At 72.7% G+C, this 17,794-nt stretch carries 12 protein-coding genes; 9 read left to right on the forward strand and 3 right to left on the reverse strand.

Annotated features, from left to right (window positions below):
- Positions 1–10: 10 nt before the first annotated feature.
- From F4556_RS22450 to F4556_RS22475, 6 genes are all read left to right on the forward strand, one after another.
- Positions 11–802 (forward strand): TIGR03089 family protein, encoded by a 792-nt coding sequence (locus F4556_RS22450; RefSeq protein WP_184918917.1) that lies wholly within the window; start codon positions 11–13, stop codon positions 800–802.
- A 37-nt stretch (positions 803–839) separates the two neighbouring features.
- Complete coding sequence (locus F4556_RS22455; protein ID WP_184918919.1) at positions 840–2,132, forward strand: LCP family protein; 1,293 nt, start codon at positions 840–842, stop codon at positions 2,130–2,132.
- A 133-nt stretch (positions 2,133–2,265) separates the two neighbouring features.
- Positions 2,266–3,981, forward strand: a complete 1,716-nt coding sequence (locus tag F4556_RS22460; RefSeq protein WP_184918921.1) for an LCP family protein — start codon at positions 2,266–2,268, stop codon at positions 3,979–3,981.
- Between the two features lie 141 nt (positions 3,982–4,122).
- Positions 4,123–5,700, forward strand: coding sequence for an LCP family protein (locus F4556_RS22465; protein WP_184918923.1), 1,578 nt, complete (start codon positions 4,123–4,125; stop codon positions 5,698–5,700).
- A 199-nt stretch (positions 5,701–5,899) separates the two neighbouring features.
- Entirely contained in the window at positions 5,900–6,808 is a 909-nt protein-coding gene (locus tag F4556_RS22470; protein WP_184918925.1) for a DNA-3-methyladenine glycosylase family protein, read from the forward strand.
- A 240-nt stretch (positions 6,809–7,048) separates the two neighbouring features.
- Positions 7,049–8,197: a transglycosylase SLT domain-containing protein gene (locus F4556_RS22475; RefSeq protein ID WP_184918928.1), complete on the forward strand. Its 1,149-nt coding sequence runs from the start codon at positions 7,049–7,051 to the stop codon at positions 8,195–8,197.
- Between the two features lie 63 nt (positions 8,198–8,260).
- On the opposite strand, the gene F4556_RS22480 is transcribed toward F4556_RS22475, so the two are convergent.
- The 3 genes from F4556_RS22480 to F4556_RS22490 are packed head-to-tail and all read right to left on the reverse strand — an operon-like array spanning position 8,261 to position 11,160.
- The gene (locus F4556_RS22480) at positions 8,261–9,550 is read right to left on the reverse strand and encodes a coenzyme F420-0:L-glutamate ligase (RefSeq protein ID WP_184918930.1); all 1,290 of its coding nucleotides are present in this window, start codon (positions 9,548–9,550) and stop codon (positions 8,261–8,263) included.
- Positions 9,547–10,506: a 2-phospho-L-lactate transferase gene (gene cofD / locus F4556_RS22485; RefSeq protein WP_184918932.1), complete on the reverse strand. Its 960-nt coding sequence runs from the start codon at positions 10,504–10,506 to the stop codon at positions 9,547–9,549. Before cofD ends, F4556_RS22480 begins: the two co-directional genes overlap by 4 nt.
- Before the next feature lie 60 nt (positions 10,507–10,566).
- A complete protein-coding gene (locus F4556_RS22490; RefSeq protein WP_184924975.1) occupies positions 10,567–11,160 on the reverse strand; it encodes a cysteine dioxygenase in 594 nt (197 codons plus the stop codon).
- A gap of 677 nt (positions 11,161–11,837) precedes the next feature.
- Here F4556_RS22490 and F4556_RS22495 point away from each other — a divergent pair.
- The 3 genes from F4556_RS22495 to F4556_RS22505 all read left to right on the forward strand — a co-directional run bounded on the left by F4556_RS22495 (position 11,838) and on the right by F4556_RS22505 (position 17,716).
- Complete coding sequence (locus F4556_RS22495) at positions 11,838–12,110, forward strand: WhiB family transcriptional regulator (protein WP_184918935.1); 273 nt, start codon at positions 11,838–11,840, stop codon at positions 12,108–12,110.
- Between the two features lie 179 nt (positions 12,111–12,289).
- A complete protein-coding gene (locus F4556_RS22500; RefSeq protein ID WP_246511066.1) occupies positions 12,290–16,087 on the forward strand; it encodes a glycosyltransferase family 2 protein in 3,798 nt (1,265 codons plus the stop codon).
- Positions 16,088–16,096: 9 nt separating this feature from the next.
- Positions 16,097–17,716: a DUF5719 family protein gene (locus F4556_RS22505; RefSeq protein WP_184918937.1), complete on the forward strand. Its 1,620-nt coding sequence runs from the start codon at positions 16,097–16,099 to the stop codon at positions 17,714–17,716.
- Positions 17,717–17,794 lie beyond the last annotated feature (78 nt).

Here is a 17,794-nt window from a genome sequence, read left to right on the forward strand (position 1 = left end):
GGACTGCACCATGACTGCGCCCTTCGCTGCCGACGCCCGCACTCCCGCCGAGCTGCTGCACGCATACCTGCGCGCGGGAGCCCCCGACGCCGATCCGTCCCGCCCCCTGGTCACGTTCTACGACGACGCGACCGGCGAGCGGGTGGAACTCTCCGCCAAGACCTTCGACAACTGGGTGGCCAAGACCGCCAACCTGCTCCAGGACGAGCTGAACGCGGGCCCCGAGACCCGCGCCGCGCTGCTCCTCCCGGCCCACTGGCAGAGCGCCGTCTGGCTGCTCGCCTGCTGGTCGGTCGGGGTGACGGCGGTGCCGGGCGGGGACCCGGCCGACGCCGACCTGGTGATCAGCGGGCCGGACGGTCTGGACACCGCCAAGGACTGTTCCGGCGAGCGGGTGGCGCTGGCGCTCCGTCCGCTCGGCGGCCGGTTCCCCGAACGCCCCGACGGCTTCCTGGACTACGCCGCCGAAGTACCGGGCCAGGGCGACCGGTTCGCCCCGTACTCGCCGGTGGACCCGCTGGCCCCCGCGCTGGAGACGCTGGTGGACGGCCTGCCGCTGAAGCTGACGGGGGAACAGACCGTGGCGCTGGCCCGGGAGGGCGCGCTCCGGCTCGGCCTGGAGCCCGGCAGTCGGGTGCTCAGCACCTTCGGCTACGACGACTGGACCGGCCTGGAGGCCGGGCTGCTCGCCCCGCTGGCCGCCGGTGCCTCGGTGGTGCTCTGCCGGAACTCCGGTGAGCTGACGGAGGAGCAGTGGACGAAGCGGATCGAATCCGAACGGGTGACTCTGCGCCTGGGCTGACCCCGGCCGGGCGGCCATCGGGGTAGGCATCCCCGTCATGGCCGAGGACGATGACGACAGCGCACGCCCCCCGACCTCCCGAGGCGGGGGGCGTCGCCGGTTCCTGCTGATCACCGCCGCCGTGCTGGCCTTCTTCCTGCTGGCCGGGGGAACGCTGGCCTGGCTCGCCTACCGCAAGCTGGACGGCAACATCGGGACCGACGCCACCACCGGACGGCTGCTGGAGCACGACGCCTCCGAGCGGCCGGACCGCGGCCCGCTGCAGGCCGAGAACATCCTGCTGATCGGCAGCGACGACCGCAGCGGCGCCAACGCCGCGTACGGCTACGCGGGCGGCCGCCGCTCCGACACCACGATCCTGCTGCACCTCTCGGCGGACCGGCGGCACGCGACGGCGGTGAGCATCCCGCGGGACGCGATGGTCCGGGTGCCGGCCTGCGAACTCCCGGACGGGACGCGGACCCAGGCCCGCTTCATGCAGTTCAACTGGGCCTTCGAGGCGGGCGGCCCGGCCTGCACCATCCGCACCGTGGAGCGGCTCAGCGGCATCCGGGTGGACCACCACCTGATCCTGGACTTCACCGGCTTCAAGCAGATGGTGGACGCGGTCGGCGGGGTGGAGGTCTGCGTGCCCCGGGCGATCCACGACAAGGACGCCCAACTCGACCTGCCCGCCGGGCGGCAGACCCTCGGCGGCGAGCAGGCGCTCGGCTTCGTCCGGGTCCGGGAGACCCTGGGCGACGGCAGCGACACCCAGCGGATGGGGCGTCAGCAGCAGTTCCTCGCCTCGCTGATCCGCAAGGTGCAGTCGCAGGGGGTGCTGCTCAACCCGACCAGACTGTGGCCGCTGCTGGACGCCGCGACCTCCGCGATCACCGCCGACGAGGGGCTGAGCCGGGTCGGCGAGCTCTACGACCTGGCCCAGGACCTGCGCTCGATGCCCACCGAGAACGTGGTCTTCCTGACCACCCCGCGCCGCCCGTACCCCGGCAACTGGGACCGCGACCAGCTGGTCCAGCCGCAGACCGACCAGCTGTTCGCCGCGCTCCGGGCGGACCTGCCGGTCGCCGTCCAGCCGTACCAGGTCACGCCGTCACCCTCGCCGTCACCCTCGCGGACGCCGTCACCGTCACCGTCCGCCTGGGCCTCCACCTACGCCGGGCCGTTCGCTCCGGCGTACACGCCCTGGCCGAGCGCCGCCGCGGCGGAGGACGCCACCGTGGAGACACCCACCCCCGACGCCTCGTCAGCCTCCGCCGCCCCGCTGCCCACCACCAGCCCCACCCTGGAGGGCCGGACCGCCGACCAGGACTCCTGCGCGATGCACTGAGGCCCGGCGGCCGAAATGTGTAGGTTCAGTGCGCGCGGGTCGCGAACTTTGCCCGTTTTTAAGGCGGTTGTCCGCCATGACGCCGGTCACACTCCGGCCGGATCATGGCGGAAGCTCGTCTAGGGTGTCCGGGATGAACAGCGGACACCGGCACAGGGCGGACCTCGCGGATCAGAACCCGCCCGAGGTCGATCCGGCCGATCAGTGGGTGCTCGACCCGGCCACGGGCGAGTTCCGGCTGGACCTGGACGCGGTGCCCGCGCAGGTGCCCCGCCCCCGGGCGGCCGAGCACCCCCGGCGGGTGGCCGAGCCGCCGGCCGGTGGCCGGGCCGACCGGCGCCGGCAGGCGCACGGCGGGCAGGCACACGGCGGAAGGGCGCACGGCGGTAAGACGGCGAAGCCGAACGGAAAGCCGCGCGGCAGGCGACGGGCCCTCAAGTGGACCGCCGGGGTGGCCGCGCTGGTGCTGGTGGCCGGCTGCGGCGGCGCGTACTACGCGTACCAGCACTTCAACGGGAACCTCTCCTCGGTCGAGGTCAAGGTCGGCTCCGAGGCCGAGCGGCCGAAGGCGGCCACCGGGGCGCTGAACATCCTGGTGATCGGCACCGACAGTCGAAAGGGCCTGGGGCGCGACTACGGCGACGAGGGCAGCGAGGGCCACGCCGACACCACCCTGCTGTTCCACATCTCCAAGGACCGCACCAACGCGACCGTGCTGAGCATCCCGCGCGACCTGATGGTGCCGATCCCGGAGTGCGAGAACGCGGCCGGCAAGAAGATCCCGGGCTCGGCCCGGGGCATGTTCAACACCAGCCTGGGTCAGGACGGCCGCGATCCGGGCTGCACCTGGAAGACCGTCGAGAAGATGACGGGCATTCACGTCGACCACTTCGTGATGGTGGACTTCAACGCGGTCAAGACCCTCTCGACCGCCGTCGGCGGGGTGGAGGTCTGCGCGGCCAAGGACATCAACGACAAGGACTCGCACCTGAAGATGTCCAAGGGCAAGCACGTGGTGCAGGGCGAGGAGGCACTCGCCTTCGTCCGCACCCGGCACGCCGTGGGCCTCGGCGGGGACCTGACCCGGATCCCGCTCCAGCAGCAGTTCATCAGCTCGATGATCCGCAAGATCAAGAGCAGCGACACCCTGACCAGCCCGACCAAGCTGTGGAACCTCGCGGACGCCGCCACCAAGGCGCTCACCGTGGACTCCGCGATCAAGAGCGTGGACAAGCTCAAGGACCTGGCGCTCGACCTCTCCAAGGTGAACACCCAGAACATCACCTTCACCACGGTGCCGGTGCTGGACGACCCCAAGGACGAGAACCGGCTGGTCCTGAACGACAAGGACGCCACCCAGCTGTTCGCGATGGTCGCCGCCGACCGCTCGCTCACCCAGGTCGAGGGCGCCCCCGCCGAGACGCCGGCGGCGACGCCCACGGTGGCCCCGACGCCCACGCCGGCCGCACCGCAGGTGGACGCGGCCGCGGTCAAGGTGACGGTGCGGAACGGCACCGGGGCCGGTGGCCAGGCGGGCAAGGCCGTCACCGCCCTGGAGGGCAAGGGCTTCACCGGCGCGACCCCGGGCAAGGACGCCACCGCCGTCGCCACCAGCTCGATCAGCTACCCGCGCGGCAAGTCCGACCAGGCCGTCGCACTGGCGGCGGCGCTCGGGCTGCCCGCCGAGGTGGCCAAGGAGAGCAGCACGCTCGGGCCGAAGGACTCGCTGCAGGTGGTGCTCGGCAAGGACTTCACCACCCTGGGCAAGCCAGCCGCCCCGGTGCCCACCGAGGCCCCCAAGGACCTCCAACGCGTACAGGCCGACGACGTCAACGTGTGCGCCAAGTAACCGGGCGTTCGACGGACCGTCAGGCCATGCTCGCTCAAGCGTTCTGATTACGTAACAGGATTCGGGCCCGTGCTGTGATCTCGGGTAGGTTCCGAACAGGTGGCCTACGGGGGTCGACCACTTGAGCAGGGGGGCCTACCGATGACCGACGTCCAGACCCGCCCGACGGGTGGCCGGGCAGCCGACCGCCGGGCCGCCAGGAAAGTGCGCTCCGGACGCCGCCGCTGGCTGCGGATCACCGCGCTGGCGCTCGGCTTCGTCCTGGTCGCCGGCTGCGGCGCCGGCTACTGGTACTACCAGCACCTGAACGGCAACTTCCAGGCCGGCGAGCTCAACCTCAGCGACGTGACCGGCGCCAAGACCGCGCCGAACGCCGCCGGCCAGACCCCGCTGAACATCCTGCTGATCGGCACCGACAACCGCGGCTCGGCCGCCAACGTCGACCTCGGCGGCGGAGCCGACGACGCCAACCGGCCCGGGCTGGCGGACGTCCAGATGCTGCTGCACGTCTCGGCCGACCGCAGCAACGCCTCGCTGATCAGCATCCCGCGCGACACCCTGGTGGACATCCCGGCCTGCCACAGCGAGGACGGCAAGACCAACTACCCGGCGCTCAGGAAGACGATGATCAACGAGGCGCTGGCCCGGGGCGGCCCCGGCTGCCTGGTCGGCACCTGGCAGGCCCTCACCCAGGTGCACATCGACCACTACATGATGGTCGACTTCGCGGGCGTGGCCAGCATGGCCACCGCGGTCGGCGGGGTGCCGGTGTGCGTCAACATGAACCTCTGGGACCGGTACCAGAAGGGCATCGGCGGCACCGACCTCAAGCTCTCGAAGGGTACGCACTACCTCGAGGGCGCGGACGCGCTCAAGTGGCTGCGGGTCCGCGACGCCTGGGGCGACGACATCGGCCGCACCAAGGCCCAGCACATGTACCTCTCGGCGATGGTGCGGGAGTTGAAGGCCAAGGGCTCGCTCACCGACCCCGGCCGGCTGATGTCGCTGGCCGAGGCCGCCACCAAGTCGCTCAGTGTGGACAAGCCGCTGGCCGACATCCGCAAGCTGTACGAGCTCGGCACCGAACTGCGCGAGGTGCCGACCGAGCGGATCACCACCCTCACCGTCCCGGTGGACAGTGCCAAGAGCGATCCGGACCGGCTGGAGCTCAGGCAGCCGGACACCGACCAGATATGGAAGCTGCTGCTGGCCGACCGTCCCTTCGACGACAAGGGCCCGGCGCCCAGCGCGGCCCCGCAGAGCCCGGCCCCGCAGAGCCCGGCCCCCACCCCCACGCCCGACCCCACGCCGAGCGTCCCGGTGGCCAAGGGCGAGATCGAGCTCACCGTGCAGAACGCCTCCGGTACCGAGGGCCGGGCCAAGGAGATCAGCACCGCCCTCGGCCACCTCGGCTTCACCGGCGCCACCGCGATCGCCGGCGGCGGCACCCGGCCGGCCACCCAGCTCAGCTACCCCGCGACCCGGTCCGCCCAGGCCCACGCGGTCGCCGCCGCCCTCGGCCTGCCGGCCACCGCCCTCAAGGAGACCGGCACCGGCCGGACCCTGACCCTGGTGCTCGGCGCGGACTGGCCGACCGGCGCCACCTTCCCGGTCACGGCCGCTCCGACCCAACTGCCCAAGTCCGCCGAGGCGGTCACCGCCGACGACGACAAGTCCTGCATGACCGTGAATCCCCAGGGCCGCATCTACACCTACTGAGACCCTCCGTCGGTTGGGGGGGGCGGCGTCGCGTCGCCGGGGCACGCACCTCGCCGGCTTCTCGTCAGTCGCCGATGCTCCGCATGGACTCCTTCCTCGGCGCCGCCGAGGCACGCACCCCAACGCCGCTCCTTCATCCGCCCCCCAACCGACGGAGGGTCTGATCGGCGTAGGGTGCACCCCGGAGAGGTGGTGCGAGATGCCGGGCGCGGTGCGACGCTGGCGGCCGGGGTTCCCGCTGGACCTCGGGCGGACCTTGCTGCCGCTGCGGCGCGGGCCCGCCGACCCGGCGTACCGGACGGATCCGGAGGGCGGGATCTGGCGCGCCTCCCGGACGCCGGGCGGGATCGGTACGCTCCGGCTGACCGTCCGGGCCGGGGAGGTCGAGGGGCGGGCCTGGGGCCCCGGCGCGGATTGGCTGCTGGAGCGGCTGCCGACGCTGCTGGGCGAGGGTGACGACCCGTCAGGACTGGTGCTGCCGCCGGGACCGCTGCGCGAGGCACAGCGCACCCACGCGGGTGTCCGGCTGGTCAGGACCGGGCTGGTGCTGGAGTCGCTGGTCCCCTCGATCCTGGAACAGAAGGTCACCACCGACGAGGCCTACCGCGCCTGGCGCACCCTGCTGCGCGACTTCGGCACCCCGGCGCCCGGCCCGGCCCCCGGCCTGTGGGTGGCGCCGTCCGCCCGGGAGTGGGTGCTGATCCCGAGCTGGGAGTGGCACCGCGCGGGCGTCGACCCCCGGCGGTCCGCCACCGTGGTCCGTGCCGCCCGGCTGGCCCCCCGGCTGGAGGAGGCCTCGGCCCTCCCGCACGACGAGGCCTTCGCCCGCCTGACCACCGTGCCCGGCATCGGCCACTGGACCGCCGCGGAGACGCTGCAGCGCAGCAACGGCGACCCGGACGCCGTCTCGGTCGGCGACTACCACCTCCCCAACCTGGTCGGCTGGGCCCTCGCCGGCCGCCCCCGCAGCGACGACGACCAGATGCTCGCCCTGCTCGCCCCGTACGCGGGCCACCGCCACCGCGTCTGCCGCCTGCTCGCCCTGTCCGGCGCCCGAGCTCCCCGCTACGGTCCCCGCCTCACCCCCGAGGATCACCGCCGGCGCTGACCCGGCCGGGCCGCGGCCAATTGGGGGCGAATTCGCTTGACCATTCAAGAGCTGCCAGGGGGTTGCCATTCACCTGGCCCCGAGCGCAGGGTTAATGTATAGCCGCAAATCCAGGCGTGCCCTCAGGTGCGGCCAGTCCCTACTGTCATGCGATCTGAAATGCCGCACGCCTTTTTTGCGTACCGCTCTCGTCGCTGCCCGGGTTTCGCCAGGGAACCGCCGGGCGGGTAAGGGGTTGCCATGAATGTCAATGAGCTGAGATCCCTGGCGGAACAGGCCGGCTTCTCCGGTCAGGATGTCGGGATCGCCGCCGCCGTGGCCATGGCGGAGTCCGGGGGAAACCCGGACATCCTCGGTGACACTGCTCTGGTGGACGACAAGTGGGGGCCTTCCGTCGGGCTCTGGCAGATCCGCTCACTGCGGAAGCCCCAGGCCTACGGATATCCCGACACCCTCCGGGTGGAGTCCGCCTTGCACGACCCGAGGAAGAACGCTGACGCTGCCTACGCCATCTTCAAGAGCGGTGGCGGGTGGCAGCAGTGGAGCACCTTCACGAATGGCGCCTACAAGGCCCACCTCCAGCCGACAACAGGAGCATCGGGCATGTACGAGCGAGATCTCGTCATCAACAAAGCGAAATCGTACATCGGCCTCCAGGAGACCGACGACAATCGGACGGAGTTCGGCAAGGAATTCGGCGAGGACGGTGTCGCCTGGTGCGACATCTTCGTCTGGTGCATCTTCAACCGGGTCGGCTTGGTGGGCCTGCTCCCCGGGAAGTTCGACAACTGCGCCAGGTCCACCGAGGCATGGAAGAGCGAGGGTCGCTTCTCGGAGTACCCGGGCCTGGGGGCACAGGTGGTCTTCGGCCCGGGCGGCGGTGAACACACCGGCATCGTCGTGAGCTACACCGAGACCACCGTCACCTCCGTGGAGGGCAACTGGAACGACCAGGTCTCCCTGGTCACCCGTCAGCGCAGGGACGACTACGTCTACGGGTACGGATATCCCAGGTTCGCGGAGGGCATTCGCAGTGCGGACCCCGCCTACCAGCCCCAGGACGGCCAAGGGGGCAGTGCCGAGGAGCCGCTGCCCGACGTGCTGTACGTCGGCCAGGTCAACCACGCGGCGTCCTGGGACCCGCCCGCCGAGCAGGGCCACCGCTCCTACTCCTGGCCGCAGGTGCTCCGCCTGGAGAAGGCGCTGGAGTCCGAGGGGCTGCTGGACCATCCGTACGTGGACGGCTCCTACGGGACGGTGACCATCGACGCGTACCGGCAGCTCCAGCTCAACCTCGGATACAGCGGCCCGGACGACGCCAACGGCAAGCCGGGCATCGAGTCGCTGTCCTGGCTCGGCCGCAGGCACGGCTTCCGCGTCGAACCCTGATCCGGCCGTACCGTAGTTCCCGACCCGCGCCGCTCGGACCTGACCGGACGGCGCGTCTGCCGGTCAACGTACCGTCACGAATGCTTCGGCCGAGCGGGCCTGACGTTCCTTCGGTCCCTCCGCCGGCCGCCCCACCGCGATGGCCCCCATCGGGTCCCAGCCCTCCGGCAGGTCGAGCACGTCGCGCACGGTGTCCCGGCAGAACATCGTGGAGGAGACCCACGCGGAGCCGTAGCCCTCCCCGGTCAGCGTGACCAGCAGGTTCTGCACGGCGGCGCCGATCGCGACGGTGAACATCTCCCGTTCGGCGGCGGCCCGGCGGGCGTCCGGGTAGTCGTGCGAGCCGTCCATCACCAGGCAGGGGACCACCAGGTACGGGGCGTCCCGCAGGACGTCGCCCCGGGCGGTGCGGCGGGCCACCTTGGCGTCGTCCCAGCCGTCCAGCTCGCGCAGGTCGCGCTGCCAGGCGGCGAGCATCGCGTCGAGCAGCCGGGTCCGTACCTCGGGGGTCTCCAGCAGCACGAACCGCCAGGGCGTGGTGTGGTGCGGGGCCGGGGCGGTGACGGCGGCGGCGACCGCGCGGCGGACGGCGGCCGGGTCGACCGGCTCGGGGGTGAAGGAGCGGATGGTGCGCCGCAGCGTGACGGCCTGACGGAGCGCCTCGGAGGTGCCGAGCCGGAACATGTCGTCCGCGGCCGGCCGGATCAACGGGCGGATCCCCTCGCCGTCCTCGGCCGTCACCAGCTCACCCAGGCCGCGGACCACGGCGACCGGTACGCCGCTGGTCTTGCCCTTCACCAGGTCACCGGCGGCGGCCAGTTCGTCGGCGGTGGCGGTGACCGTGAGGGCCAGCTCGTTGCCGTGGCTGTCCTGACGGCCCCGGTGGTCGTCGAGGACGGCCAGCCCGGCGGCGCCGATCGCCACGTCGGTCAGGCCGTTGCGCCAGGGGCGGCCGAAGGTGTCGGTGACCAGCACGGCCAGCCGACGGCCGGTCAGCTGCTGGAGCCCGGCCCGCAGGGCGCGCGCCGAGGCGTCGGGGTCGAGCGGCAGCAGCAGGACGGTGCCGGGGGCGGTGTTGGAGGCGTCCACGCCCGCCGCCGCCATCACCAGCCCGTTCCGGTTCTCGACGATCCGGGCCGGGCCGCGCCGGGCGACCACCCGGACGGTCTCGGCGTCGATCGCCGCCTCCCGGTCGGCGGCCCGCAGCAGCCGGCCCTCGGCCTTGCTGACGATCTTCGAGGTGACCAGCAGGATGTCACCGTCCTCGAACGTCCCGGCCTTGGCGATCAGTTCGGCCAGGTCGGCGTCGGCGGTGATCTCCGGCAGTCCCGCCACCGGCAGGACCGAGATCACGACCGGACCTGCTCGGCCAGCTCCAGCGCGGCGCGGGCCATCTCGGCGGTGGCCGGGACGTCGGTCATCAGCAGCGGGATCGCCCGGCAGCTGATCCCGGCGGCCTCGACCGCGGCCACGGCCTCGGCGTCGGCGGTGTCCACCAGCCACCCGTCGAGCAGTCCGGAGCCGTAGTGCAGCGCCACCGCCTCGGCGGTGGCCTCGACGCCGACCGCCGCCAGCACCTTGTCGGCCATGCCGCGCACCGGCGCCCCGCCGATGATCGGGGAGAGCCCGACCACGGGGGCGGCGGCGTCGCTGACGGCCTGTCGGATGCCGGGGACGGCCAGGATGGTGCCGATGGAGACCACCGGGTTGGACGGCGGGAGCAGGATCACGTCCGCCGCGGCGATCGCCTCCAGCACGCCGGGGGCGGGCTTGGCGGTCTCGGCGCCGACCGGGACGATCGCCTCGGCGGCCACGGCGGCGTGCAGCTTGACCCAGTACTCCTGGAAGTGCACCACCCGGGGCCCGGACTCATCGGTGATCTTGACGTGCGTCTCGACCCGGTCGTCGGTCATCGGCAGCAGCCGCACCCCGGGCTGCCAGCGGTCGCAGAGCGCCTCGGTGACGGCGCTCAGCGGGTAGCCCGCGCCGAGCATCTGGGTCCGCACGATGTGGGTGGCGAAGTCCCGGTCGCCGAGGCCGAACCACTCGGGCCCGACGCCGTACGCCTTCAGCTCCTCCTTGACCGACCAGGTCTCGTCGGCCCGGCCCCAGCCCTGTTCCTCGTGGATGCCACCGCCGAGGGTGTACATCACGGTGTCCAGGTCGGGGCAGACCTTGAGACCGAAGAGGTGGATGTCGTCGCCGGTGTTGCCGATGACGGTGATCTCGTCCTGAGGGCCGGTCAGCTCACGGAGTCCGCGCAGGAAACGCGCTCCACCGATCCCGCCTGCCAGTGCCACGATGCGCATGCGCTCATCCTGCCAGGCGGGCCGGTGGCTCCGGGCCGGGGCCCGGTCGTAGGGCGAGGGTCAGTGCGTCTCGACGCGGGCCTCGGGGGCGACCGCGCCGCCGTACTGGTTCATCTCGACCAGGCCGGGGGAGTACAGGTGGATCGAGACGGCGGGTTCCAGCGAGGCGTTGACCACCTCGTGCAGGTACCCGGCCGAGAACACCCGCTGGCCGCCCGGGCGGAGCGGGCGGGTGCCCTCACCGGCGTGCGTGAGGGAGCGCTCGACCAGCTCGCCCTGAAGCACCGTCATCACACCGGAGGACTGGCCGTGGTCGTGGAACCCGCTGCTCTGGCCGGGCAGCCAGCTGAGCAGCCAGACCTCGTAGCCGGGGCCGGTCTCCAGCCGGGCGTACCAGCGGGTGAGCGCGTCGTAGCGGACCAGCGGCTCCCAGCGGGAGCGGTCGGCCGCGATCTCGCGGACCAGCTGGGCGTAGCCGGCCACGGTGCTGGGGTGCTGCGGCAGGTCGGTGCGGGCCAGGTGCGGGAAGGCCAGCGGGTCGCCGGCGATGGAGACGTCGCTCAGCCCGTCGGTCCACCGGGGGGCCGGTACGGCCACGGTGGCGAGGGCGGAGTGCTTGGCACGGTCTCGGTTGCGCTTGCGGAAGCGGGGCATTCGCATGGGAGGAATCCTCGGAGCGGCTGGTCGGCGGGAGATTCAGCCGAACCGCGGGATTCAGGGGGGACTGTCGCGCGGGCGGCCTCGATGTTCCTGGGCGGCGCGCGGTGGGACGCGAGCGCCTAGATACAGGAACAGAGGCGACAACAGAGCGAGCTCGCGGCAGCACCGAGCAGCGCCTGGCGGCGGCTCCGGGTGATGGCGAACTCTGACATGCGTGCAAGGAGACCGCACGAGGGGTCCGAGTGTCAAGCCAACTCTGGGACATTCAGGGCAGATCACTCCTGAACTACCGGATGGGGTGATAAATCACCCTTGATGTTTCGATGTGAAGATCGCCGGGAAGGCAGCCGGTGACCAGGCAACCAGCGCGATCCGTTCCGGCGTCCCCCCGTTCGGGGGGTGGTCGGGGCGACGGTGTGTCAGGTTGACTGCCTGTCAGGCGGTGGGTGGTTCCGGATGATTGAGGCCCATCAGGGCGGGAAATCCTGGATGTCCGGATATGTACACTTATCGTAGTGCCTTGGTTCCGGGGAGTGAATCCTCGGCCCAATACCAGAGCTCGGCTTGACTGGGCCAGAGTGACGCACATGTAATTTCACTCGTGTCGTTCCGCCGCTCCAGGCAACGGCAACACCACGGGGACGCCAAAAGGGGCAGAGGAGGCGCGCCAGATGAGCGAGCTCTTTGAGCTGTTGATCGGTGAGGGCATCGAAGAGGACGAAGAGGAACTCGGTTGGCAGGAGCGCGCGCTGTGCGCTCAGACCGACCCGGAGTCCTTCTTCCCGGAGAAGGGCGGCTCCACCCGCGAGGCGAAGAAGGTCTGCCTCGCCTGCGAGGTCCGGTCCGAGTGCCTCGAGTACGCGCTGAACAACGACGAGCGTTTCGGTATCTGGGGTGGCCTCTCCGAGCGCGAGCGCCGTCGGCTCAAGAAGAGCGCGGTCTGACCGGGCCGTCATCCACTGGTCCCACACCAGTTCTGTGCAGCGCCTCACCGACGACGGTGGGGCGCTTTCGCATTCTCCCGAGCCGTCTCCACACACTCCGGGCGCGAGCCCGCCACCTGGAGCCGTTAGTGTGGTGCGCCACCTGACTTCGCCGTTCTCGGCCGCGTCCACTGAGAAGCTTGGGGCCCACGCACTCGATGACCGTCTACAGCCACCAGAGCGGCTTCTCCGCAACCCGGCCGCCCGCGTACCCGCGCCACCTGGTCACCGCCGTGATCGTCTCGCACGACGGCGCCCGCTGGCTCCCGCAGGCCCTCGCCGGGCTGCTCGGCCAGGACCGGCAGGTGCAGCGGATCCTCGCCGTGGACACCGGCTCCACCGACACCTCGCCGCAGCTGCTCCAGGACACCCTCGGTGACTGGCTGCCCGAGAGCGGGCCGCTGATCCTCGGCCGCCGCTCCGGCTTCGGCAACGCCGTCGGCCAGGCCGTCTTCAACAGCCCGCCGCTGCGCCCCGAGGACCTCCCGTACAGCCTCGACCCGTCCGGCTACGACCCGGTCACCGGTGGCTGGGACGACTTCGGCGACCCGCTCGGCGCCGAGGACGACCTCGGCCGGGGCGGCCCGCGCGAGACCCAGCCGGTCGAGTGGCTCTGGCTGCTGCACGACGACTGCGAGCCGCAGACCGACGCCCTGCGCCGGCTGCTCCAGGTCGCCGACTCCACCCCGACCGCCGCGGTGGTCGGCCCCAAGCTGCGCAGCTGGTACGACCGCCGGCAGCTGCTCGAAGTGGGCGTCACCATCGCCCGCTCCGGCCGCCGTTGGACCGGCCTGGACCGCCGCGAGCAGGACCAGGGCCAGCACGACCAGGTCCGTCCGGTGCTCGCCGTCTCCACCGCGGGCATGCTGGTCCGGCGCGACGTCTTCGAGGAGCTCGGCGGCTTCGACAAGGCGCTGCCGCTGATGCGCGACGACACCGACTTCTGCTGGCGGGTCAACGCGGCCGGCCACCGGGTGGTGGTCGCCCCCGACGCGGTGCTCCGGCACGCCGAGGCGGCCAGCCGCGAGCGCCGCGCGATCGACTGCGGCGCCGCCCACCCGCACCGGGTCGACAAGGCCGGCGCGGTCTACACCCTGCTGGCCAACTCCAAGGGCCTGCTGTTCCCGTACGTCCTGCTCCGGCTGGTGCTCGGCACGCTGTTCCGGGTGCTGGTCAACGTGGTCGGCAAGGACCCCAAGCAGGCCTTCGACGAACTCGCCGGGCTCAGCCACGAACTGGTCCGACTGCCCCGCCTGCTGCTGGCCCGCAAACGCCGGGCCAGGACCAGGGTCGGGGACGCGCTGGACGACCGCACCCTCTTCCCGGCCCCCGGCGCGACCGCCAGGCTCGCCATCGAGGGCCTGATCGGCTCGCTCGGCATCGGCGGCGGCGACGACTCCGGCGCCGGCCGGCACGGCTCGGTCGAGTCGGGCCCCGGTGACGAGGACGCCGACGACCTGGTGGTCGAGCAGTTCACCCTGCTCAAGAAGCTCGCCAAGCGCCCCGCTCCGCTGCTCTTCACCGCCCTGCTGATCTTCGCCCTGATCGCCTGCCGCGACCTGCTCGGCAGCGGCAACCTGCTCGGCGGCGCGCTGCTGCCCGCCTCCGACGGGGCGTCAGGTCTCTGGTCGATGTACGCCGACGGCTGGCACCCGGTCGGCAGCGGCTCCACCGCCACCGCACCGCCGTACCTGGCCGTGCTCGCCGTGCTGTCCGGACTGACCTTCGGCAACGCCGACCTCGCGGTCGGCCTGCTGCTGGTGCTGGCCATCCCGCTCGCCGCGGTCAGCGCGTACCTGGTCTCCCGCCCGCTGATCGAGTCCAAGCTGGTCCGCGCCTGGGCCAGCGCCGGGTACGCGCTGCTGCCCGCCGCCACCGGTGCGCTCGCCCAGGGCCGGATCGGCACCGCCGTACTCGCCGTACTGCTGCCGCCGCTGGCCCGGGCCGCCGCGATCAGCGCCGGGCTCGGCATCCGCGCCGAGACCGCCGCCAAGGGCGCCCGCCCCGGCTGGCGGTCCAGCTGGATGGCCGTGCTGATGCTCACGGTCTGCACCGCCTTCGTCCCGCTCACCTGGGCCATCGCCGTCCCGCTCTGCCTGGCCGCGCTCACCCACGCGGTGCTCCGCGGCGGGGCGTACGGCTCCGGTGCCGAGGCGCTGCGCCTGCTCGGTCTGCGCGTCCTGGTGATCCTCGGCGCCCCCGTGCTGGTGCTCGCCCCCTGGTCGCTGCACGTGCTCGCGCACCCGTCCCGGCTGCTGCTCGAAGCGGGCCTGCCCGGTCTCAACGGCGCCGCTCCCGAGCCGCTTGGCCTGATCCTGGTCAACCCCGGCGGCGCCGGGGTCCCGCCGGTCTGGCTCTCCGCCGGTGTGGTGCTCGCCGCGCTCGCCGCGCTGCTCCGGGCCGACCGCCGACGCGCCGTGCTGGCCGCCTGGGGTGCCGCCTTCGCCGGTCTGCTGTTCACCGTCGTGGTGGCCGGCACCGCCGTCACCCCCGCCTCCGGCGGCGCCCCGGTGGCCGCCTGGGCCGGGCCCGCCACCCTGCTGACCGGTGTCGCCCTGCTGGCCGCCGCCGCGATCGGCGCCGACGGCGCCAACACCCGGGTCGCCGGGATCGCCTTCGGCTGGCGTCAGCCGGTCGCCGCCCTGGTGGTCGCCACCGCGGTGCTCGCCCCGGTGGGCACCGCCGTCTGGTGGGCCGCCACTGGCGCCCAGGGTCCGCTCCGCCGGACCGAGACGGACCAGGTCCCCGCCTTCATCGCGGAGGAGTCCGGCACCACCGACCGCTCCCGCACCCTGGTGATCAGCGGTGACGCCCAGGCCGCCACCGTCCACTACGCGCTGGTCCGCGGCGCGGGCCTGACCCTCGGTCAGGCCGAGGGCACGGTGGCCGCCGCCGACGACCCGCAGGGCCGGCTGACCGGCCTGGTCGGCCGGCTGCTGGCCGGCTCCGGCGGCGAACAGGCCAAGGAGCTGGCCGGCCAGGGCATCGGCTACGTCGAGGTCAAGGACCCGCTGACCCCCAAGGTCAAGGACGTCCTGGACACCACCCCCGGCCTGACCAAGCTCAGCCAGGAGAACGGCATCGCGCTCTGGCAGGTCACCGGCGCCCCCGCCACCCGGGCCGTGATCATCGACGCCCAGGGCACCGCCACCCCGCTCCCGTCCGGCGTGCACGACATCTACCGCGAGCTCCCGGCCGGCCCAGCCGGACGGGTCCTGCGACTGGCCGAACAGGCCGACCCCCAGTGGACCGCCACCCTGGACGGCACCGCCCTGGAGCCGGTCACCCTGGACGGCTGGGCACAGGGCTTCAAGCTCCCCGCCACCGCCGGCCGACTGGACGTCACCCACGAGTCCGGCCTGCTGCACACCGGCTGGATCTGGGTCCAGCTCCTGCTCGGCGCCACCGTCCTGGTGCTCGCCCTGCCCGGCCGGCGCAACCACAACGACGACGACCTGCCCGAGGAGGTGGTGGCCGCCGCCGCGCTGGCCGCCGCCGCCCAGGCCCAGGCACCCGTCCCCGGCAGCCGCCGGGCCCGCCGCCTGGCCGAACGCGGCGAGGGCGAGACCGAAGGGACCGAGCAGGAGAACGGCGTCTACGCCGCCATCCCGCAGCAGTCCGTCACCGAACCGGACCCGGCGCCCGAGCCCCCGGCCGAGCAGTACCAGGACCCGTACCAGCAGGCCGACCCCTACAGCTGGGACCAGTACGCCGTCCAGCAGCAGCCCGCCGCCCCGTACGGCTACGAGCAGCAGCCGCAGTACGGCTACGACCAGTACGCCGGCTACGACCAGCAGCAGTACCAGGGGTACGAGCAGCAGCCGCAGGCCCAGCAGACCGACCAGCAGGTCTGGATGCCGGAGCAGCCGCAGCAGGAGCCGTACTACGACCCCAATGACCCGTACGGCCAGCCGTACCGGCCCGGATCGGGGAGCTGACCCACCGTCATGAAGAAGCCCACGCTCAAGACCCCCAGCTTCAAGGCCCCCGAGCTCAAGGCGCCCGCCCTCAAGGCGCTCGGCGGCAGCCGTACCGGCACCTCCCTGCTCGCCGGGGCCGTCGTGCTCGGCGTGGTGTTCGGCATCGCCGAGCTGCGCCCGCCGGTGGACCCGGCCGGCGCGGTGACCGGCGGCGCGACCTCCGCCCAGGTCGAACGGACCGTCAAGGTCTGCCCGCAGCCGCTGCACGGCCTCACCGGCACCACCCAGCTCTCGCTGTTCACCCCGACGGGCGGCACCGCCACCGGCGGGTACGGCGCGCTGCTGGACGTCGCCCCGCGCACCCCGGCCGCCGCCCCGGCGCCCGCCGCGCCCGCGAGCCCGTCGGCCGGCCCGAGCGCCAACCCCGCCAACGTCGCCCCCAGCGATGCCAAGGTCGCGCTGGCCAAGGTCGGCACGCCGGTCTTCGGCCCGGCCCAGAACGGTGACATCGCCCCCGGCACCACCGCGACCGGCACCGGCGGGTACGCCCCCGGCTTCGCGGTCGGCCAGACCACCACGGTCACCGACCAGCAGGGCCTCGGCCTCTCCGGCATCGACTGCACCCCCTCGGACACCAGCTTCTGGTTCTCCGGGGCCAGCACGGCGGGGGACCGGGTCGACTACGTCAGCCTGGTCAACGCCGAGTCGATCGGGGCCGTGGTCGACCTCAAGTTCTACGGCGACAAGGGCCCGATCGCGGTCGAGGCCGCCGACGGCATCGCGCTCGCCCCCGGCACCTCACAGGCCCTCCGGCTGCCGTCCCTGATCAAGGATCAGAAGGACCTGGCCATCCACGTGGTGGCCCGCAGCGGCCGGGTCGGCGCCGGGCTGCACGCGGCCGACGGCAACAAGGGCGCCGACTGGGTGCCCGCCTCCGCCGACCCCGCACCCACCCAGGTGCTCCCCGGCCTGATGCTCGGCGAGGGCAACACCGCCCGCCTGGTGGTGGCCGCCCCGGGCGAGGACGACGCCGACCTCAAGGTCCAGGTCTCCGGCAAGAACGGCTGGTTCACCCCGGCCGGGTTCGAGACCGTCCACGTCAAGGCGGGCATGGTCACCGCACTCGACCTCGACAAGATCACCCGCGGCGAGCCCGGCGCACTTCGGCTCAGCCCCTCCGACCCCGCCCACCCGACCCCGGTGATCGCCACCGTCCGGGTCGACAAGAGTCAGAACGGCAAGTCCGACGCCGCCTGGATCACCGGCGCGACCCCGATCGGCAAGCGCGGCAGCCTCGCCGACAACCGCGGCGGCGGCGCCACCACCCTCTTCCTGACCTCCACCGGCGACGCCGCCAAGGTCAAGGTCACCAGCTCGGCCGGCAGCGCCGCCGGCACCCCCGCCACCAAGGACGTCGACATCCCGGCCGGCGCCACCGTCGCCCTCCCCGCCCCTGAACCGGCCGGCCTCAACGGCATCTTCGGCCTCACCGTGGAAACCGTCTCCGGCGGCCCCGTGGCAGCGGCCCGCATGCTCGTGCTCCCGCACAAGGACGTCCCGATGTTCACCATCCAGTCCATCCACGACGACCACAACACCGTCAGCGTCCCCCACGCCGACCCCGACCCGGCAGTCCTGCTCCGCTAGGCCCTCCGGGGCTCGGGGCTCTGCGCTCCGGGCATCAGCCATCAGGGGCTCGGGCACTGTGCTCCGGGCATCAGCCAC

It is taken from the genome of Kitasatospora gansuensis (assembly GCF_014203705.1).
In the GTDB taxonomy this organism is placed as follows: Bacteria; Actinomycetota; Actinomycetes; order Streptomycetales; family Streptomycetaceae; genus Kitasatospora; species Kitasatospora gansuensis.

What these genes read in the sequence shown, in the direction of transcription:
- F4556_RS22470 (WP_184918925.1), top strand. Translation starts at nt 5,900, where the DNA reads ATGCCGGGCGCGGTGCGACGCTGGCGGCCGGGGTTCCCGCTGGACCTC.
- F4556_RS22490 (WP_184924975.1), bottom strand. Translation starts at nt 11,160, where the DNA reads ATGCCCCGCTTCCGCAAGCGCAACCGAGACCGTGCCAAGCACTCCGCC.
- F4556_RS22465 (WP_184918923.1), top strand. Translation starts at nt 4,123, where the DNA reads ATGACCGACGTCCAGACCCGCCCGACGGGTGGCCGGGCAGCCGACCGC.
- F4556_RS22475 (WP_184918928.1), top strand. Translation starts at nt 7,049, where the DNA reads ATGAATGTCAATGAGCTGAGATCCCTGGCGGAACAGGCCGGCTTCTCC.
- cofD (WP_184918932.1), bottom strand. Translation starts at nt 10,506, where the DNA reads ATGCGCATCGTGGCACTGGCAGGCGGGATCGGTGGAGCGCGTTTCCTG.
- F4556_RS22505 (WP_184918937.1), top strand. Translation starts at nt 16,097, where the DNA reads ATGAAGAAGCCCACGCTCAAGACCCCCAGCTTCAAGGCCCCCGAGCTC.
- F4556_RS22495 (WP_184918935.1), top strand. Translation starts at nt 11,838, where the DNA reads ATGAGCGAGCTCTTTGAGCTGTTGATCGGTGAGGGCATCGAAGAGGAC.
- F4556_RS22460 (WP_184918921.1), top strand. Translation starts at nt 2,266, where the DNA reads ATGAACAGCGGACACCGGCACAGGGCGGACCTCGCGGATCAGAACCCG.
- F4556_RS22450 (WP_184918917.1), top strand. Translation starts at nt 11, where the DNA reads ATGACTGCGCCCTTCGCTGCCGACGCCCGCACTCCCGCCGAGCTGCTG.
- F4556_RS22455 (WP_184918919.1), top strand. Translation starts at nt 840, where the DNA reads ATGGCCGAGGACGATGACGACAGCGCACGCCCCCCGACCTCCCGAGGC.